Here is an 18,310-nt window from a genome sequence, read left to right as displayed (position 1 = left end):
CGGGCTCGGGCTCGGGCTCGGGCTCGGGCTCGGGCTCGGGCTCGGGCTCGGGCTCGGGCTCGGGCTCGGGCTCGGCAACAGGCTGCGCCGGCGTCGCGGCGGTGTCATCCTCCGCGGCTTCCTCTTCCGGAGACGGCTCGGCGGCATCGGCGGGCCGCCCGGCCGGCTCGGCGAGGGACTCGCGCGCGGTGTCCACCGGCGCCTCCTCGAGCGCGCTGCGGGCCTCGCCGGGCGCGACATCGCCGTCGAGCGCCTCGCGGGCGGCCGCCTGCTCGCGCACCTCGGGAGTATAGTCGGTGACTTCGTCGGCCTCGGGATCCACCGTGTGGACGGCCGCCTCCGCCGCGTCGGCGGCCGGAGCGGCGCGCGCCTCGCCCTCGTCGCCCCCGCTGTCGGGCGCGGCGTCCGCCGGCGCTTCCTCCTCGACGTCCTCGACCGTCGACTGCCGCGGCTCCTCGCGTTCCGCGGCCTCTTGCTGCTTCTTCTTGCGCTTGAAAAAACCGAACATGGGCAGTCAAAACCTGGACGGAAACAATCGCCGTATCCTAACACCCCCCGCTACCACTGTGGACACGGCGCGCGTACAATCCGCCGGTCATGAGCCGTCATCGTCACCGCAAGCCCGCGTCGCGCCGCAACGCCCGGGCCTCGTCCCCGCCCAGCGGCAAGCTGCGCCTGATCGGCGGCCGCTTCAAGCGCCGCCTGCTGAGCGTGCCCGACAGCCCCGGCCTGCGCCCCACCCCCGACCGCGTCCGCGAGACGCTGTTCAACTGGCTGGCCTTCGAACTCGCCGGGCGCCGGGTGCTGGACCTCTATGCCGGCACCGGCGCGCTGGGCTTCGAGGCGCTGTCCCGCGGCGCGGCCGAGGCGGTGTTCGTCGAGGCCCAGCCCGCCGTGGCCCGGGCGCTGCAGGCCAACATCGACACGCTCGGCGTGGCGGCGCGGCTGGTCAACGCCACGGCCGAGAGCTTCCTGGTCACGCCCGCCGAGGCCCCCTTCGACCTGGTCTTCCTCGACCCGCCGTTTCGTCAGGGGCATGCCGCGACGGCCTGCGCGGCCCTGGAGGCAGCCGGCTGGCTGAACGAGGAGGCCTGGATCTACGTCGAGCACGAGGCGGAGTTGCCCCCCGAGGTGCCTTCCATCTGGCGCCTGCATCGCGAGGTACGCGCCGGCGAAACCCACGGCCGGCTCTATCATCGTGCGCCGCCCGCGGGCGAGGCTTGCTGAGCCCCGCGCCACGGCGTAGTCTGCGCAGACACGGCCCCCGAACGCGATCAGCGACCAGGAGAAACGGATGAGTAGCGAACTTTTCAATCAGCTCGAACAGAAGGTGACCCACGCGGTCGAGTCGCTCGAGATGCTGAAGATGGAAGCCGAGGAGCTGCGCGAGGAAAACGCCCGCCTCAAGCAGCAGCACGACGAGTGGGAACGCCGCCTGAGTGGCCTGCTGGAGAAGTTCCGCGAGATGGAAGGCAGCGAGACGTCCTCCGTTTCCTGATCCGCGCCGCGGCCGCCTACAGCGGCCGCGACATCAGCACGGCCGCCTCCCGCCGCCCCGCCCCGGCGGGATAGTAGTTCGGCCGCCGACCGTCCTCCCGAAAGCCCATCGCCGCGTACAGCGCCAGTGCCGCCGCGTTGGAGGCACGCACCTCGAGCAGCAGGCGTTCGCTGCGCCAGGCGGCCGCCCGCGCCAGCAGGCGCTCGAGCAGGCACCGGGCGATGCCCCGGCGACGCGCGCCGGGCGCCACGGTAATCGCCTGCAGCTCCGCCTCGAAGGGCAACCGATACAGCGCCGCATGGCCGAGCAGTTCCGCCGGCGCTCCCGGCGCGTATGCTCCCCAGAGTTCGTACGCCGGCGACGTCAGCGCCTCGGCCAGCGCCGCCTCCGACCAGGGATGCGCCTGGCCGGCGCGTTCGACGGCGACCAGCGCCTCCAGTGCCGCCGGGGTCAGCCGCTCGAGCACCGGCGTCACGACACGCCCCCCTCCAGCGACCGCCAGGCCGTTCGCCATTCGGCGAGGTACGGCCACAGGGCCCGCTTGGCCTCGGCCGACGTCGCCAGGGTCGCCAGGGTCTCGCCCTGCCACAACGGCAGCTCCAGCAGCCCGCACCGGTCTGCGTCGGCCGCCAGCACCCGGCTCAGCACGGGGGCGTCGCCGAACAGCAGGACCCGCTCGGGCTGCCAGCCCCGCCGTCGGCGCCCGTCGATGAAGGCCTGCAGCCCGTCCTGCGCCTCCTGCAGCGGCGCCTCGGCACTCAGCCCGTCCATCAGCGGCCAGCGGAACGCCTGGAATGCCGGCATCTCGACCTCGATGCCGGCGGCACGCAGCAGGTTGCCGAGCAGGCGCAGGGCCTTCGCGTCGGGTGGCGTCTCGCCGGGCAGCAGGATCAGCCATCGCCCCTCCAGCGCCGCCACCTGCAGCGCGAAACGCAGCGCTTCCCGAGGTTCCGGCGTCGAAACGGTTTCCGCCTCCGCGGCGGCGGGCACGGCTTGCGGCGTCTCGGGCTCGGGGGGCTCAGCAGCCCCCCCCAGCAGGGCCCTGGCGCGCCGGGCGTTCGCGCGCGGCAGCACCGGGGCTTCCTCGCTCGCTGCCATCGGGCGTGGCTCGGGCGCGGCCTCGTCGAGCAGGGCGTGCAGGCGTTGCGCCGGCGGACGCGCCGGTTCGTGCGACGGCTCCGGCCAGTCGCAGGCCTGGCTCTCGCGGGCATTGGGCAGGCGATAACGGCCGACCCAGGCGGTCAGCCCCATGGCCTCCAGGTACTGCGAACGCTGCGGCTCGCCGAGCGGCTCAGCGACCACCGCCGCCTCGGCAGTTCGGCGAGTCGGGGCGCTGGCTGCCGCGGGCGTCCCACTCGGCCGGGGTATAGAGATGCAGCGCCAGGGCATGCACCGGCCCGGACAGCTCCTCGGCCAGCAGCGCGTAGATCTGCTGGTGGCGCTTGACCGGCATCAGCCCCTCGAAGCGCGTCGACACCAGCGTCACCTTGAAGTGCGTCTCGGAGTTCGGCGGCACGTGATGCTTGTGGCTCTCGTTCTCCACACTCAGGTGCACGGGCTCGAGATCGTGCAGTTTCTCTTCGATGCGTGCCTGAACACTCATGACCACTCCTCCTGACAAGAATGGAGTCATTGTAACGCCTGGCGGCGACCCGCGATAAGCCGGGATCACCGAGCGTGGCGGGCCAGCGGAATCCGCCGCAGGCTCAACGCCAGCGCCAGGCTCACGGTGGCGACACCGAGCCACAGCGCCAGCGTCAGCGAGCCGACCGGCGACTCGGACGCGCCGAGCGACAGCGCCAGGACCAGCCCCACCAGCGCCGTGCCCACCGCCTGGCCGAAGGTGCGCACCGAGGCCATCACCCCGGAGGCGTTGGCACTGTAGGCCATCGGCACGCCGCCCAGCAGCTCGCGGTTGTTGGGTGCCTGGAAGAGGCCGTAGCCGATGCCGCACAGCGCGACCCGCCAGACGACATGACCGAGGGTGGTGTCCTCGCCCAGCAGCGCCAGCGACAGCATGCCTGCCAAGAACAGCACCAGGCCCAGCGACGAGATCACCGCCGGATTGAAGCGATCCGCCAGGCGACCGGCCAGGGGGCCGGTGACCATCAGCGCCAGCGGCCAGGGCGTGAACAGCGCCGCCGATTCGAGGGGACTGCGCTCCATGACGCTCTGGAACAGGAACGGCAGCCCCACGAAGGCCGCCCCCTGGGCGATGAAGGCGCACATCGAGATCGTCGCCGCATAACTGAAGCGAGCCTCGTGGAACATCGCCAGCGGCACCAGCGGGGTCGCCGCCCGACGCTGGCGGCGGATGAAGCCCGCCAGGCAGGCCAGGCTCGTCGCCAGCGGCGCCAGGGCGACCAGGTGCAGCCCGCCGTGTCCCAGCTGGTCGAGCGCCAGCACGAAGGTGGAGACCATGCCCGCGGAGAGCAGTGCCCCCGGCCAGTCGAAGCGCCCCGCCTCGGGCGCCTCGCGGGGCAGCGCCCTGAGCGCCAGGAGCAGGGCGGCGATGCCGATCGGCACGTTGATGGCGAACAACCAGGGCCAGCTGGCCAGATAGAGGATACCGCCGCCCAGCGAGGGGCCGAAGGCGATGCCGAAGGCCACCACCAGCGCACCGATGCCGATCGCCGAGCCCAGCAGCCGCGGCGGGAAGATCACCCGGTACATCGACGGGCCGATCGACAGCATCGCCGCCGCCCCCAGCCCCTGGACGACCCGCGCCCCCACCAGCCAGGCAAAGCCCGGCGCCAGGGCACAGGCCAGCGAGGCCACGGTGAACACCGCCAGGCCGCCGATGTAGAGGCGATGCCGGCCCAGCAGGCGGCTCAGCGCCGCGAAGGCCAGCAGCGACGAGGCACTGACCAGCTGATAGACGTTGGTGATCCACACCACCCGGGACTCGCTGACATTCAGCTCCCGGGCCAGGGTCGGCAGGGCGATATTGACGATGCCGCCGTCGAACACCGCCATCAGCGTGCCCATCACCAGCACCAGCAGGGCCCAGCGCCGCTGCGGGCCGGGCAGGCCGGTGTCACCGGGGCGGGTCTCGAACAGGCGGCGCATCAGCACGCCGGAGGCGTCCGGCGGCCGAGGCGGGAACGGCAATCAGGGCAAGGCGAAGGCGACACCGCGTGCTCAGTCCTCGTCGGCGTCCATCAGCAGGTCGTCGTCGATGTCGGCGATCTCGATCGGCTCGTCGTTCTCGAGATCCAGGGCGAGATAGCTGTGCTCGACGACCAGGAAGCGCTCGAACAGTGCCCAGTCGAGGGATTCCGGCCACTGCCGGGTGTCCTCCTCCCAGGCACGCAGCTCGTTCTCGAGGATGTCCAGATACCGCTCGCGGACATAGGCCTGCAGTGCCTCCGGCGTATCCATCTCGGGGATCAGGTACACCGTGCTCTCGCTGTCGACATCCCCCAGCGTCAGATCGTCGTCGCCCATCACGGGCTCGAGCGAGTTGACCCAGTCGACGAACGCCTGGGTGGGCTTGACGCTCAGCGCGGAGCGGTTGAGCAGTTTCATCGGGACTCTCCTCGAAGGTGCCGCGACGGATGTGCCGCGCCAGTAAAACGCCGATCATTATGGGCGCTCGCCACGCCCCTTACCAACACTTCCCGACCGCGCCCTCTTGTGCGGGAATGCGCCGCCCCACCGGAACACGCGGAAGGCGGCGAGCCTGCGCCAGACCAGGCGCGCGGGGATTCGCCGGCGGAATGTACGAGGTGGTACATGAGCAAGGCGAACCCCCGCGCCACGAGGTCTGGCCGACGCGCAGCGCCTTCAATCTCCGGAAGGGCGCATCGCCGGGAACAACAGCACATCGCGGATCGAGGCGCTGTCGGTCAGCAGCATCACCAGCCGGTCGATGCCGATCCCCTCGCCCGCGGTGGGCGGCAGGCCGTGCTCGAGGGCGCGGATGTAGTCGGCGTCGTAGTACATCGCCTCGTCGTCGCCGGCCTCCTTCTCGGCCACCTGGGCGGCGAAGCGCTCGGCCTGGTCCTCGGCGTCGTTGAGCTCCGAGAAGCCGTTGGCGATCTCGCGGCCGCCGACGAAGAACTCGAAGCGGTCGGTGACGAAGGGATCCGAGTCCTTGCGCCGCGCCAGCGGACTGACCTCGGTCGGGTAGTCGGTGATGAAGGTCGGCTGCTGGAGGCGATGCTCGACGGTCTTCTCGAAGATCTCGATCTGCACCTTGCCCAGGCCCCAGCCGTCCTTGACGTCGATATCCAGACGCTCGGCGATCTGGCGGGCGGCGGACTCGTCGGCCAGCGCCTCGGCCCGGATATCCGGGTTGTACTCGAGGATGGCGTCGAACACGCTCAGCCGGCGCAGCGGCTGGCCGAAGTCGTACTCGAAGGTCTCCAGCACCTCGCCGTCGGCGTCACGCACGGTGTTGGTCACCGTGGTGGTGCCCAGCACGGAGCGCGTCACCTCGCGCAGCATGGCCTCGGTGAGATCCATCAGGTCGTGATAGTCGGCGTAGGCCTGATAGAACTCGATCATGGTGAACTCGGGGTTGTGCCGCGTCGACAGCCCCTCGTTGCGGAAGTTGCGGTTGATCTCGAAGACCCGCTCGAAGCCGCCCACCACCAGCCGCTTGAGATACAGCTCGGGGGCGATGCGCAGGTACATGTCGAGGTCCAGCGCGTTGTGGTGGGTGATGAAGGGCCGGGCCGTGGCGCCGCCGGGAATCGGCTGCAGCATCGGCGTCTCGACCTCCATGAAGCCGTGGTCCTCGAAGAACCGGCGCATGGCGCTGATCACCCGGGCGCGGGTCTCGAACACCCGCCGCGAGTCGGCGTTCATGATCAGGTCGACGTAGCGCTGGCGATAGCGCGATTCCTGATCGGTCAGGCCGTGGAACTTGTCCGGCAGCGGGCGCAGGCTCTTGGTCAGCAGCCGCGCCTCGTCCATCTTGACATAGAGGTCACCCTTGCCGGACTTGTGCACCGGGCCGCGACCGGCGACGATGTCGCCGATGTCCCAGCCCTTGATGTCCTCGAGGGTCTCGGTCGGCAGGCCCTTCTTGTCGATGTAGAGCTGGATCTGGCCGGACGCGTCCTGAATGACCACGAAGGGCCCGCGCTTGCGCATGATGCGCCCGGCCACCGCGGCCCGGCGGTCCAGCGCCTCGAGCGCCTCCTTGTCCCGGTCGCCCAGCTCGGCCTGCAGCGCGGCGGCGCTGCTGTCGCGACGGAAGTCGTTGGGAAAGACGCTCGTGCCGCGCTCGGCGGCCTGCTCGCGCCGCGCCGCCAGCTTGGCACGACGCTCCGCGATCAGACGGTTCTCGTCCTGGCCCTCGACGGCCGCTTGGTTGTCCTGGTTCGCCATGGTTCTGCCTGTCTATGGAAGGTCGCTATCGATTGTGGCGCGATGAAGGTGCCACCCAGGTCGAGACGCGTCATGAGCGACGACGAGGCAAGGCGCGGCGGTGCGAATCAGCGCAGTGGACGTGGCTGTCCATGAGCATGATGAGCAGCGCCGCAACACCGCCTCGTCGAGCGCAATAGCGTCGCTCAAAGGCCCTGTTTGAGGCTGGCCACGATGAACTGATCCAGATCCCCATCCAGCACCTTCTCGCAGCTGCTGGACTGCACGCCGGTGCGCAGATCCTTGATGCGCTGGTCGTCCAGCACGTAGGAGCGGATCTGGCTGCCCCAGCCGATGTCGGCCTTGGACTCCTCGGCCGCCTGCTTGGCGGCGTTGCGCTTCTCCATCTCGTGTTCCCACAGCTTCGCCTTGAGCTGCTTCATGGCGAAGTCGCGGTTGGCGTGCTGGCTGCGCTGGCTCTGGCAGGCCACCACGATGCCGGTGGGCTCGTGAGTGATGCGCACCGCCGAATCGGTGGTGTTGACGTGCTGACCGCCGGCGCCGCTGGAGCGATAGGTGTCGACGCGCAGGTCGGCCGGGTTGATCTCGATCTCGAAGCTGTCGTCCACCTCCGGCGACAGGAACACCGAGGCGAAGGAGGTGTGGCGACGACCGCCGGAGTCGAACGGGCTCTTGCGCACCAGGCGGTGCACGCCGGTCTCGGTGCGCAGCCAGCCGAAGGCGTACTCGCCCTGGACGTGCACGGACGCCGACTTGATGCCCGCCACCTCGCCGGCGGAAAGCTCGGTGATCTCGGCCTTGAAGCCGTGATGCTCGGCCCAGCGCAGGTACATGCGCAGCAGCATGTTGGCCCAGTCCTGGGCCTCGGTGCCGCCGGAGCCGGCCTGGATGTCGAGGTAGGCGTTGTTCTCGTCCATCTCGCCGGCGAACATGCGCCGGAACTCGAGCTTCTCGAGGCTGGCCTGCAGATTTTCCAGCTCGCGCTTCACCTCCTCGACGGTATCCTCGTCCTCCTCCATCACCGCCAGTTCCAGCAGCTCGCGGTTGTCGGCCAGCCCCTGATCGAGCTGGTCGATGGTGGCGACGATGTTCTCGAGGGTGGCGCGCTCCTTGCCCAGCTTCTGGGCATAGTCCGGGTCGTTCCAGATATCCGGGTTCTCGAGCTCGCGGGTGACTTCCTCTAGCCGATCCTTCTTTTCGGCATAGTCAAAGATACCCCCTCAGGACGTCTGTCCGTTCGGACAGGTCCTTGATGAGGTGATTGATCGGATTGATCTCTTGCATGGTGATCCCGTCTTGATGGGCGATGGCGACACCGGACGCCGGCGAGACGACGGCCGGGCGCCGCGTGTCGAAAGGCGCCCATTGTAGCCAAACAGCCCGAGGGCGTCATCCGCACGACGGGCGCCGGGCCCGGCCGAACGGCCGAGCCCGGCGGGGACGTGAAGGGATCAGAAGCGGTAGGTCAGCTGGCCCCCGATGCCGTGGATCTTGTTGTGGTAGTCGGCCCGGTAGCGGCCGGCCGTGCGGGAGGCTTCGTCGACCGAGGCGGTCGCCTCGTCGATGTAGGTATAGGCGACGTCGAGAGTCAGGTCCGGCACCGGCGTCCAGCCCGCGCCCAGCGAGTAGATGGTGCGGTCTCCGGAGGGCACGCGCACGGTACGCACCGCGTCGCGGATCGGCGAGTCATCGTAGGCGATGCCGGCACGCAGCACCCAGGCCGGCGATACCTGATAGGCGGTCCCCAGCGCATACTGCCAGGCATCGTCGTAATCCTGGACTTCGGTGCGCGTGCCCAGCGGACTGTCGTTGGCGATCACCAGTCGGTCGAAGCTGCTCCACTTGACCAGCGCCGCCCCGGCCATCAGCGTCCAGCGGTCGTTGACGTCGTGGGTCACCGAGAAGTCGATGGTTTCCGGCAGGGTGATGTCCAGCGAGGCATCGTAGGTCGCATCGGGCAGCGTGCGCGTGCCACCGGCGTAGACGTTGCGGGTCCTGAGGTCGCCGTCCAGGGTGTAGTCGACATCGGAGCGGTAGGTCACGCCGAGGGTGGTGGACTCGACCGGCTTGTACATCAGGCCGAAGGTGAAGCCCCAGGCCTCGTCGTCGCCCTGGACATTGACGCTGCCGTCGCCGAAGGGCCCGCCATAGGTGGCCTTTTCCAGCTCGCCATCGATGCGGTTGTAGGTCACGCCGAAACCGGCCGAGAACTGGTCGTTGAACTTGATCGACAGCGTCGGCTGGACGGTGATCACCTCCACATCGCTGTAGCTGCCGAAGTAGCGTCCCTCGAAACGGCTCTCGTAGTCGGTGATCACCCCGAACGGCGCATAGACGCCGAGGCCGAAGTGCAGGTGGTCGTTGATCGGCTGGACGAAGTAGCCGAAGGGCACCGTCTTGCCCGGCACCATGTCGCCCTCGTTGGTCCCCGGCGTGACGGGGGTGCCCAGCGCCGTGGTCCCCGCGGCGTTGTCGATATCGCTGTTGACGTCGAGATAGGTGGCCCCGGCGGTAACCTGGGTGCGCTCGAGAAACGACATCCCCGCCGGATTGCCGAAGACGATCGAGGCGTCGGTGACATTCGAGGTGCGCCCGGCAAACGAGGTGCCCTGGGCACTCACGCTCTGCTCGTTCAACTGGAAGCCCCCGGCCGCGGCAGAGGTCGAGATCGCGGCCGAGACAGCGGCGATGGCGATGGCGAGCTTGTTCCTGTTGTTATGCATGATTATCGACATCCTGTTCCCCGAGGGGCTGGCGGTGGATCGGCTTGCCCATACCGGACAATGAAACGTCTCACCGTTTTGGCTGATCGCCGATATCAAGTCAAGGACAAACGTCCGTTTTAATACCTCCGACACCTCCCCCATTGGTCGAACCTTATTCGACCGGGCTCGCCTTGACCCTTGTGTTACCCAAGGGTTTTAAACTGCTATGCAACAGCAGGGAGGAACCAGGCATGAAAGTGGGAGAACTGGCCAAGACGGCGAACGTGACCGCGGAAACCGTGCGCCACTACACGCGGGAGGGCCTGCTGAGCCCCGAGCGCGACCCCGACAACGGCTACCAGATCTACGATCAGGCCGACCTCAACCGCCTGCGCTTCATTCAACGCGCCCGGACCCTGGGCTTCAGCCTCCGGGAGATCGGCGAGATTCTCGAGCATGCCGACCACGGCGACTCTCCCTGCCCCATGGTGCGCGATCTGCTCGCGGCCCGCCTGCCCGAGATCAAGCAGCGCATCATCGAGCTCGAACGCCTGGCCGAGCGCATGGAAAACGCCCTGGCCAACTGGTCCGACATGCCCGACGGGGCCCCCGACGGCCATACCATCTGTCGGTTGATCGAGCACTGGAACCTGCCGCAGGAGACCGAACATCATGAGTGATACCGCGACTCGGCGCCGGCCGCATGCGCTGGCGCTGCAGGGGTTGACCTGCAACGGCTGCGTCAACAAGACACGCCGGGCCCTGAGCGCGCTCGACGGCGAGGCGGACATCGACCTCGACACGCGCCTGGCCCGTGTCACCACCACCGAAGACACCGAGGCGCTCATCGCGGCGATCCGCGAGGCCGGCTTCGACGCCGCGCCCGTCGACCGCGCGCCCCACGCCTTCCTGACCGAGGGGGTCAGCTGCCAGGGGTGCGTCGGCAAGATTCGTCGGACCATTCAGGAGCAGGACGCCGCGGCCGTCGTCGAGGGCGAGCCCAGTGCCGGGTGGCTGACGGTCGACAGCGCGCTGGACACCGCGACACTGGTCGAGGCCACCGAGACCGCCGGCTACCATGCCGAACCCGCGCGTTTCACGACCCGCACCCGCCGGGTCCCGGGCATGTCCTGCCAGGGCTGCGTGAAGCGCATGCGCGAGGCCCTTCAGGCCCGTGACCCGCTGGCGCGGGTCGAGGGCGAGCCCGCCGAGAAGCGCCTGATGGTGGCCAGCTACCTGCCGGACGCCCTGATCGACGCCGTGCTCGGCAAGGCCGGCTATCCACCGGAAGACACCACCGCCGAACCGGCCGCTCCCGAGGCGCGCCGCGCCTCGCCGTCGGCCCCCGAGCCCGAGACGCCGGCCAGCAAGCCGGATGCCGAGCCGGACGGCGAGCCCGCTTTCACAGCCGCCGCTACCGGCGGCCAGCCGCAGAACCTCGAACTGGCGCTGTCCGGCATCACCTGCGCCAGCTGCGTGCGGACCATCCAGCAGGCGCTCGACGCCACCGAGGGCGTCGCCCGGGCGGAGGTCAACTTCGCCAGCCGCACCGCCTCGGTCAGCGGCACGGCCTCCCCGCAGGCGCTGGTCAAGGCGGTGGAAGACGCCGGCTACAGCGCCGAGGTGATCGAGGACCTGGAGCGCGGCGAGGCCAAGCGCGAGGCCAACGAGGCCCGCGAGTATCGCCGCCGGCTGCGCGACACCGTGGTCGCGCTGGTCCCCGGGCTGGCGCTGATGGGCCTGATGTTCGTCCACGAACCGGTGCTCGGCGGCGGCGAACGCTGGCTGTGGGTCCTGGTGGGGCTGGGCACCCTCGGCGTGCTGGCCACCGCCGGCCGGGTGTTCTTCGTCGGCGCGGTCAAGGCCTTCCGCCATCACCAGGCCAACATGGACATGCTGGTCGCCGTGGGCACCGGCGTGGCCTGGCTGTACTCGATGGTCGTCGCCCTGGCCCCCGGCATCGTGCCGGAGGCGGCGCGCGCCCTGTACTTCGAGGCCTCGCTGATGATCGTGGGTCTGATCAACGTCGGCCAGGCCCTCGAGGTCCGCGCCCGCGGCCGGACCTCCCAGGCGCTCAAGCACCTGCTCGACCTCAAGGTACAGACGGCCCGGGTTCTCCGCGACGGCGAGGAGCGCGACGTGGCCATCGACGAGGTCCGCGAGGGTGACCGGCTGCGGGTCCGCCCCGGCGAGCGCCTGCCGGTGGACGGCGAGGTGCTCGAGGGCGAGAGCTTCATCGACGAATCGATGCTCACCGGCGAGCCGATGCCGGTCGCCAAGCGTCAGGGCGACGAAGTGGCCGCCGGCACCGTCAACGGCAAGGGCTCGCTGGTCTACCGCGCCACGCGCGTGGGGCAGCAGACCCGGCTGTCGCGGATCATCGAGCAGGTCCGCAACGCCCAGAACTCGCGCCCGCCGATCAGCCGGCTGGCCGACCGGGTGGCGGCGGTCTTCGTGCCGACCGTGATGATCCTGGCCGTGATCACGGCGCTGGTATGGTTCAACGTCGGCCCCGAGCCGCGCATCATCCACATGCTGGTGGCCGCCACCACGGTGCTGATCATCGCCTGCCCCTGCGCCCTGGGCCTGGCCACGCCCATCTCGACCATGATCGGCGTCGGCAAGGCCGCCGAGTACGGCGTGCTGATCCGCAGCGGCGAGGCGCTGCAGACCGCCAGCCGCCTGACCACGCTGGTGGTCGACAAGACCGGCACCCTGACCGAGGGCAAGCCCAGCGTGACCGACTGGCAGGCCTTCGACGACGAAGCGCGCATTCTGGGCCTGACCCTGGCGCTGGAGCGCGGCTCCGAGCACCCGTTGGCCACGGCGCTGGTGGCCCATGCCGAGGCCGCCTCGGCCACCCCCGCCGCCATCCGCGACTTCACCTCGCTCACCGGGCGCGGCGTCCAGGCCCGGGGGCCCGACGGCGAGCGCCTGCTGCTGGGCAACGCCGCCCTGATGCAGGAGACCGGGGTCGATCTCGCGCCGGGCCGCGCCTGGATCGAGGATGCCGAGTCGCGGGCCCGCACGGTGATCCACCTGGCCGTCGACGGCCGGCTGGCGGCGCTGTTCGCCGTCGCCGACCCGCTGCGCGAGGACGCCGTGGCGGCCGTCGCCCGGCTCCGCCAGGCGGGGCTCAGGGTGGTGATGCTCACCGGCGATGCCGCCTCCACCGCCGCCGCGATCGCCGCGGAGGCCGGTATCGACGACTACCGGGCCGGCCTGCTGCCGGAGGACAAGCACGACGCCATCGCCGAGCTGCAGGCCCGCGGCGAGATCGTCGGCATGGTCGGCGACGGCATCAACGACGCCCCCGCCCTGGCGCGTGCCGACGTGGGCTTCGCCATCGGCGCCGGCACCGACGTGGCGATCGAGTCGGCCGGCATCGCGCTGATGCGCAACTCGCTGCATGGCGTCGCCGACGCCATCGCCATCAGTAGCGCGGCGCTGCGCAACATCAAGCAGAACCTGTGGGGCGCGTTCGGTTACAACGTGCTGGGCATTCCCATCGCCGCCGGGGTGCTCTACCCGGCCACCGGCATGCTGCTGTCGCCGGTCATTGCGGCGGTGGCGATGTCGCTGTCCTCGGTCACCGTGGTCAGCAACGCCAACCGGCTGCGCCTGTTCACCCCGCGGGAAACGACACGGGAGGCTTCGGCATGAGTGTACTCGTCAACGTCATCGGCCTGGCGCTGATCGCCGGCATCGCCTGGTGGTTCTGGGCGCCCCGCCACTGATCTGATCCACCTCGACGTCGGGCCGGCCGATCGCTCGGCCGGCCCGCTCATTTCCCGCCTCGGTCGGGCAGCCGCTCGGCATGCTCGACCATCAACTGCAGCGACTCCCGCCCCCGCCAGCGATTGCGCGACAGCTTGTAGGCGCAGCGCAGCCGTGCGCCGAGATCGAACGCCGGCAGCTCGCCGGGCGTCAGGGCGCGAAACCAGATCGCCCGCACGCTGACGGCCCCCTGCGACAGCGTCAGCATCAGGTGGCTGCCGTCGGCGCCCACTACCCGCAGCTGCTCGACCCGGAACTCGCCGTCGAACAGCGGCGCCTCGAACTCGCGGCCGTAGGGCGCCAGGCGCTCGAGCTCGTCCAGCGTCGCCAGGTCGAGCTGATCGGCGGCCAGCTCGCCGTCGGTGAACACGCAGGGATAGAGCTCGCGCTCGCCGAGCCGCTCGTCCACCGCGCGGGCGAATGCCTCGCGAAACACCTCGAGTTGCTCCAGCGGCACGCCGACCCCGGCCGCCCCGCGATGGCCCCCGAAGCGCGGCAGCGCCTCGGGCGAAAGGTCATGGGCGCGCTGCAGGGCGTCGCGCAGGTGCAGCGCCTCGACCGAGCGCCCCGAGCCGGTCAGCATGCCCGGCTGCGCCGCCGGGGTCAGCACCAGCGCCGGGCGGCCGAAGGCCTGCACCAGCCGCGAGGCGACGATGCCCTGGACCCCGGCATGGCCGGTTTCCAGGTGGACGATCAGCACCCGCGCGCCCTCGGCGACCTGCGCCGTGGCCACCGCCCGGGCCTGCTCGACCATCTCCGCCTCGATCGCCTTGCGCGACTGGTTGTCGGCATCGAGCACCTCGAGGTGGCGGCGCGCGGTGGCGTCATCGGCGGCGAGCACGAAGTGCAGCGCCGCGTAGGGGTCGTCGAGCCGCGAGCGGGCGTTGATGCGCGGGCCCATCTGGAAGGCCAGCGTCTCGGCGTCGAAGGGCACGCTGTCGGGCCCCAGGCGTTCGGCCATGACCCGCCAGCAGGGCGCCTCCATGCGGTTGATCAGCGTCAGGCCCTGGGCGACCACGGCACGGTTGATGGCGCTGCCGCCCAGCGACACGCAGTCGGCGACCGTGCCCAGCGCCACGTAGGAGAGCCAGGGCGAGAGCTTGGGCGTCGAGGGCGGAAGGTGGCCGATCTCGATCAGCACCGCGCGGGTCAGCGACATCACCAGCCAGGCGACCATGCAGCCGGCGATGGTCGGGTCGGGGAAGCCGCAGTCGCGGCGGGTGGGATTGACCGTGGCGTAGGCCGAGGCCGGCGGCCCCGCCTCGGGCAGGGCGTGGTGATCGCTGACGATCACGTCGATGCCCGCCGCGGCGAGCCGGGCGATGCGCGGCTCGTCGGAGGACCCGCAGTCGGCGGTGACGATCACGCTGGGTCGCGGCGTCAGCGCCAGGGTGCGCTCCACCAGCGGCAGGCTGATGCCGTAGCCGTCGAAGATGCGATGACCGATCAGGCTGTGGATGCGCTGATCCGGGACCCCGAACAGCTCGCTCAGGGTGCGCCGGATCACCACGTGGGAGGTGATGCCGTCGACATCGTAGTCGGTGAGGATGCCGATGTGCTCGCCCTCGGCCACCGCCCGGGCGAGCCGCTCGGCGGCGCGCCGGGCATCCGCCAGCCGCTCGGGATGCGCGAGATGCCGCAGGCTCGGCGTCACCAGCGGCGAGAGCTCGCCCTGATAGCCGGCCAGGCGCCCGGCCAGCACCCGCGCCTGAAGCTCGGTCAGGCCGGCCTCCCGGGCACGGCGATAGAGCGCCTCGTCACGCGTGCGCGGCAGGATGCGGGGCGTCAGCGAGGCATCGGAAACGCGCGTCGGAGTGGTGTCCACGATAACTCCCGGAAATAGCGGCAAGACGCCCGGCGAACCGGGCGTGTTGGCTTCTGCGAGGATGACGCGGAGCGCCGGCGACAGGTCGGAGAGGGGGTCCGACGCCATGGATGGCGTCGGTAGCGCCCAGGGAAGGGTTTACAGCGCCCCCTCGCAGACCTGTCTCCGGATCAGCCCCGCGTGGTACAGGCTCACCGGCGGTGGTCGGCGACGAACCGCTGCACGGCATCGAGCTCGGCCGGCAGCACGCTGTAGCGCTCCTCGCGCTCGAGCAGGTCGTCCATGTGGCTGGGCAGCGGCACGCCGGGGAAGCCGGCCTTGACCACGGCATCGGCGAACTTGGCCGGGTGCGCGGTGGCCAGGGTGATCATCGGCACGCTCGCATCGCCGCGGCAGACCTCGGCCGCCCGGTAGCCGGTGGCGGTGTGCGGGTCGAGGATCTCCTTGGTGCGATGGTGCGCCTCGCGGATCACCTCGAGGATCGTCGCGTCATCCACGCTGTGGCTGGCGAACTTCTCGCGCAGCCGGGCCAGCGGCGCCTCGGCGAGCGCCGTGGGCTCGTTCTGGAAGCGCTCGAGCAGGGCGCGCACGGCGTCGCCGTCGCGCTCGTAGGCGTCGAACAGCAGCCGCTCGAAGTTCGACGACACCACGATGTCCATCGACGGCGCCAGCGTGGCCTCGAGCTCGCGCTTCGAGAAGTCGTTGGCGGCCAGCGTACGATGCAGGATGTCGTTGGCGTTGGTGGCGATCACGAAGCGCTCCACCGGCAGGCCCATCTGGTAGGCCATGTAGCCGGCGAAGACATTGCCGAAGTTGGCCGAGGGCACGCAGAAGCTGACCTTGCGCTGCGGGGCGCCGAGCGCCACGCCGGCGGCGACGTAGTAGACGATCTGGGCCATGATGCGCGCCCAGTTGATCGAGTTCACCGCCACCAGCCGGGTGCCGTTCAGGAACGCCTGGTCGGCGAAGCTGGCCTTGACCATCGCCTGGGCGTCGTCGAAGTTGCCCTCGATGGCGACGTTGAAGACGTTGTCGGCCAGCACCGTGGTCATCTGGCGGCGCTGCACCTCCGAGACCCGGTTGTGCGGGTGGAGGATGAAGATGTCGAGGTTGTCGCAGTGGCGGCAGCCCTCGATCGCCGCCGAGCCGGTGTCGCCGGAGGTGGCGCCCATGATCACCGCGCGCTCGCCGCGCTTCTTGAGGAAGTGGTCGAGGATCCGGCCCAGCAGCTGCAGGGCGACGTCCTTGAAGGCCAGGGTCGGGCCGTGGAAGAGCTCGAGCAGGAAGTGGTTGGCGCCGAGCTGGTTGAGCGGCACCACCGCCTCGTGGCTGAAGGTCGCGTAGGCGTCGCGGACGATGTCGCGGAAGGTGTCGTCATCGATCTCGCCGCCGACGAAGGGCTTCATGACCCGGAAGGCGATCTCGGCATACGACAGCCCGGCCATCTCGGCCAGCGCGTCGCGGGACAGCTGCGGCACCGTCTCGGGCACGTAGAGACCGCCGTCGCTGGCCATGCCGGTCAGCACCACATCCTCGAAGTTGAGCGCCGGCGCCTGCCCGCGCGTACTGATATAACGCATCTTGATTTCCACTCGGTCGTGAGCTGTTAGCCCCTACTGTAAGTTGCGCCGAAGGCGGAGGCGAGCGATGGCCAGGCTAGGCGAAACGTGGCGCGGACGCGGAGTTTACCGAGGTAAATGAGCAGTCCAAGCCACGTTTCAACGACGCATGGCCGAGCGCAGCCCCGGATTCGGGGTGACTTACTCCTGTTCGTCCAGGGCCTCGACCCGAATCCGCATCACCGGCCCGGCGATGTCGGACAGCGACTCGAGCTGGCGGATCGCCTCGTTCATGTGCTGCTCGCGGGTACGGTGCGTCAGCAGGATGATCGGCACCAGCTCGCCTTCGGTGGCTTCCTTCTGGATCAGCGCCTCGATGGAGATGCCCTGCTCGGAGAGGATCGTCGCCACCCGCGCCAGCACCCCGGGGCGGTCCACCGCCAGCAGGCGCAGGTAGTAGGCGGTGACGATCTCCTCCATGGGCAGGATCGGCAGGCTCTGATCGCCCTCGCGGATACCGCTGAAGGCCAGGTAAGGCACTCGGTAGTGGTGGGCGGTGGTGATGTCGCGGGCCACGTCCAGCAGGTCGGCGACCACCGCCGAGGCGGTCGGCTCGGCACCGGCACCGGCCCCGTAGTAGAGGGTCGGGCCCACGGCGTCGCCCATCACGGCGATGGCGTTCTTGACCCCGTGGACGCTGGCCAGCAGCCGCTCCTTGGGAATCAGCGTGGGATGCACGCGCAGCTCCAGCCCGGTCTCGGTGCGCTTGGAGATGCCCAGGTGCTTGATGATGTAGCCCAGGTTGTCGGCCTGCTCGACGTCCTCGGCGGTGATCCGCGAGATGCCCTCGGTGTAGGCCTTCTCGAACTGCAGCGGCACGCCGTAGGCGATCGAGGCAAGGATGGTCAGCTTGTGGGCGGCGTCGATGCCCTCGACGTCGAAGGTCGGGTCGGCCTCGGCATAGCCCAGCGCCTGGGCCTCGGCGAGCACGTCCTCGAAGGCCCGGCCCTCGTCGCGCATGTGGGTGAGGATGTAGTTGCCGGTGCCATTGATGATGCCGGCGACCCACTGGATGCGGTTGGCGCCCAGGCCCTCGCGCAGCGACTTGATCACCGGGATGCCGCCGGCCACCGCGGCCTCGAAGGCGACGATCACGCCCTTGTCGTGGGCGGCCTGGAAGATCTCGTTGCCGTGCACGGCGATCAGCGCCTTGTTGGCGGTGACCACGTGCTTGCCGTGCTCGATGGCCGTGAGCACCAGCTCGCGGGCCACGTCATAGCCGCCGATCAGCTCGACCAGCACGTCGACATCGGGGTTGCGCGCGACCTCGAAGATGTCCGCGGTGACCTTGACCCCGGCGGTGTCGCACTCGGGGTTGTCGCGGCGGGCACCGATCTGCTCGATGACGATCGGCCGCCCCGCGCGTCGCGCGATCTCGTCGGCATTGCGCATCAGCACATTGAAGGTGCCGCCGCCGACGGTCCCCAGTCCACAGATCCCAACTCTCACCGGTTTCAACGTCTTGCTCCCCAGATTTTCCGTGCTTCGATCGCGGCCCGCCAGGGCCGCCTGTGTCCAGTCTCCCCGATAGGCCGGGGCATGTCATTGT

General features: G+C 69.9%; 15 protein-coding genes and 1 pseudogene. 4 read left to right on the top strand and 12 right to left on the bottom strand.

The features are described from left to right. Window positions 1–508 (bottom strand): annotated as a pseudogene (locus G7A98_RS04680) (signal recognition particle-docking protein FtsY); the annotation flags it as partial. Window positions 509–597: 89 nt separating this feature from the next. Here G7A98_RS04680 and rsmD point away from each other — a divergent pair. Further along, window positions 598–1,227: a 16S rRNA (guanine(966)-N(2))-methyltransferase RsmD gene (rsmD, locus tag G7A98_RS04675; RefSeq protein WP_163648312.1), complete on the top strand. Its 630-nt coding sequence runs from the start codon at window positions 598–600 to the stop codon at window positions 1,225–1,227. 67 nt (window positions 1,228–1,294) lie between these two features. Then, entirely contained in the window at window positions 1,295–1,498 is a 204-nt protein-coding gene (zapB, locus tag G7A98_RS04670; protein ID WP_163648311.1) for a cell division protein ZapB, read from the top strand. Between the two features lie 16 nt (window positions 1,499–1,514). Here zapB and rimI read toward each other — a convergent pair whose 3' ends face one another. The 8 genes from rimI to G7A98_RS04630 form a co-directional block, all read right to left on the bottom strand. Further along, window positions 1,515–1,973 (bottom strand): ribosomal protein S18-alanine N-acetyltransferase, encoded by a 459-nt coding sequence (gene rimI, locus G7A98_RS04665; protein WP_224415754.1) that lies wholly within the window; start codon window positions 1,971–1,973, stop codon window positions 1,515–1,517. Beyond that, complete coding sequence (locus G7A98_RS04660) at window positions 1,970–2,800, bottom strand: hypothetical protein (protein ID WP_163648309.1); 831 nt, start codon at window positions 2,798–2,800, stop codon at window positions 1,970–1,972. The genes rimI and G7A98_RS04660 overlap by 4 nt, the downstream gene beginning before the upstream one ends. After that, window positions 2,790–3,101, bottom strand: coding sequence for a BolA/IbaG family iron-sulfur metabolism protein (locus G7A98_RS04655; protein WP_163648308.1), 312 nt, complete (start codon window positions 3,099–3,101; stop codon window positions 2,790–2,792). The genes G7A98_RS04660 and G7A98_RS04655 overlap by 11 nt, the downstream gene beginning before the upstream one ends. Window positions 3,102–3,166: 65 nt before the next feature. Beyond that, entirely contained in the window at window positions 3,167–4,567 is a 1,401-nt protein-coding gene (locus G7A98_RS04650) for an MFS transporter (protein ID WP_163648330.1), read from the bottom strand. A 72-nt stretch (window positions 4,568–4,639) separates the two neighbouring features. Next, the gene (locus G7A98_RS04645) at window positions 4,640–5,026 is read right to left on the bottom strand and encodes a hypothetical protein (RefSeq protein WP_163648307.1); all 387 of its coding nucleotides are present in this window, start codon (window positions 5,024–5,026) and stop codon (window positions 4,640–4,642) included. 258 nt (window positions 5,027–5,284) lie between these two features. Next, entirely contained in the window at window positions 5,285–6,835 is a 1,551-nt protein-coding gene (gene lysS / locus G7A98_RS04640) for a lysine--tRNA ligase (RefSeq protein ID WP_163648306.1), read from the bottom strand. Between the two features lie 185 nt (window positions 6,836–7,020). Further along, window positions 7,021–8,119, bottom strand: a protein-coding gene (gene prfB, locus G7A98_RS04635) for a peptide chain release factor 2 (RefSeq protein ID WP_163648305.1) whose coding sequence is annotated in 2 segments (ribosomal slippage) — window positions 7,021–8,043 and window positions 8,045–8,119 — 1,098 coding nt in all. Because the reading frame shifts where the segments join, the coding sequence is not laid out codon by codon here. Between the two features lie 167 nt (window positions 8,120–8,286). Then, entirely contained in the window at window positions 8,287–9,558 is a 1,272-nt protein-coding gene (locus tag G7A98_RS04630; RefSeq protein WP_163648304.1) for an outer membrane protein transport protein, read from the bottom strand. A 233-nt stretch (window positions 9,559–9,791) separates the two neighbouring features. Here G7A98_RS04630 and G7A98_RS04625 point away from each other — a divergent pair, with 233 nt between their 5' ends. Both G7A98_RS04625 and G7A98_RS04620 read left to right on the top strand, forming a co-directional pair. After that, a complete protein-coding gene (locus G7A98_RS04625) occupies window positions 9,792–10,220 on the top strand; it encodes a MerR family transcriptional regulator (RefSeq protein WP_163648303.1) in 429 nt (142 codons plus the stop codon). Beyond that, on the top strand, window positions 10,213–13,203 hold the full coding sequence (locus tag G7A98_RS04620) for a copper-translocating P-type ATPase (protein WP_163648302.1): 2,991 nt from the start codon (window positions 10,213–10,215) through the stop codon (window positions 13,201–13,203). The genes G7A98_RS04625 and G7A98_RS04620 overlap by 8 nt, the downstream gene beginning before the upstream one ends. A gap of 121 nt (window positions 13,204–13,324) precedes the next feature. Here G7A98_RS04620 and G7A98_RS04615 read toward each other — a convergent pair whose 3' ends face one another. From G7A98_RS04615 to G7A98_RS04605, 3 genes are all read right to left on the bottom strand, one after another. Next, the gene (locus tag G7A98_RS04615; protein ID WP_240464672.1) at window positions 13,325–15,142 is read right to left on the bottom strand and encodes a DHHA1 domain-containing protein; all 1,818 of its coding nucleotides are present in this window, start codon (window positions 15,140–15,142) and stop codon (window positions 13,325–13,327) included. A 191-nt stretch (window positions 15,143–15,333) separates the two neighbouring features. Next, entirely contained in the window at window positions 15,334–16,722 is a 1,389-nt protein-coding gene (gene thrC, locus G7A98_RS04610; RefSeq protein ID WP_163648300.1) for a threonine synthase, read from the bottom strand. A 180-nt stretch (window positions 16,723–16,902) separates the two neighbouring features. Further along, on the bottom strand, window positions 16,903–18,219 hold the full coding sequence (locus G7A98_RS04605; RefSeq protein ID WP_163648299.1) for a homoserine dehydrogenase: 1,317 nt from the start codon (window positions 18,217–18,219) through the stop codon (window positions 16,903–16,905). Window positions 18,220–18,310 lie beyond the last annotated feature (91 nt).

Source organism: Modicisalibacter sp. 'Wilcox' (assembly GCF_010993675.1).
GTDB lineage: Bacteria > Pseudomonadota > Gammaproteobacteria > Pseudomonadales > Halomonadaceae > Modicisalibacter > Modicisalibacter tunisiensis.
Note: the sequence above shows the minus strand (reverse complement) of the source record. Positions and strands in the feature narration are given on the sequence as shown.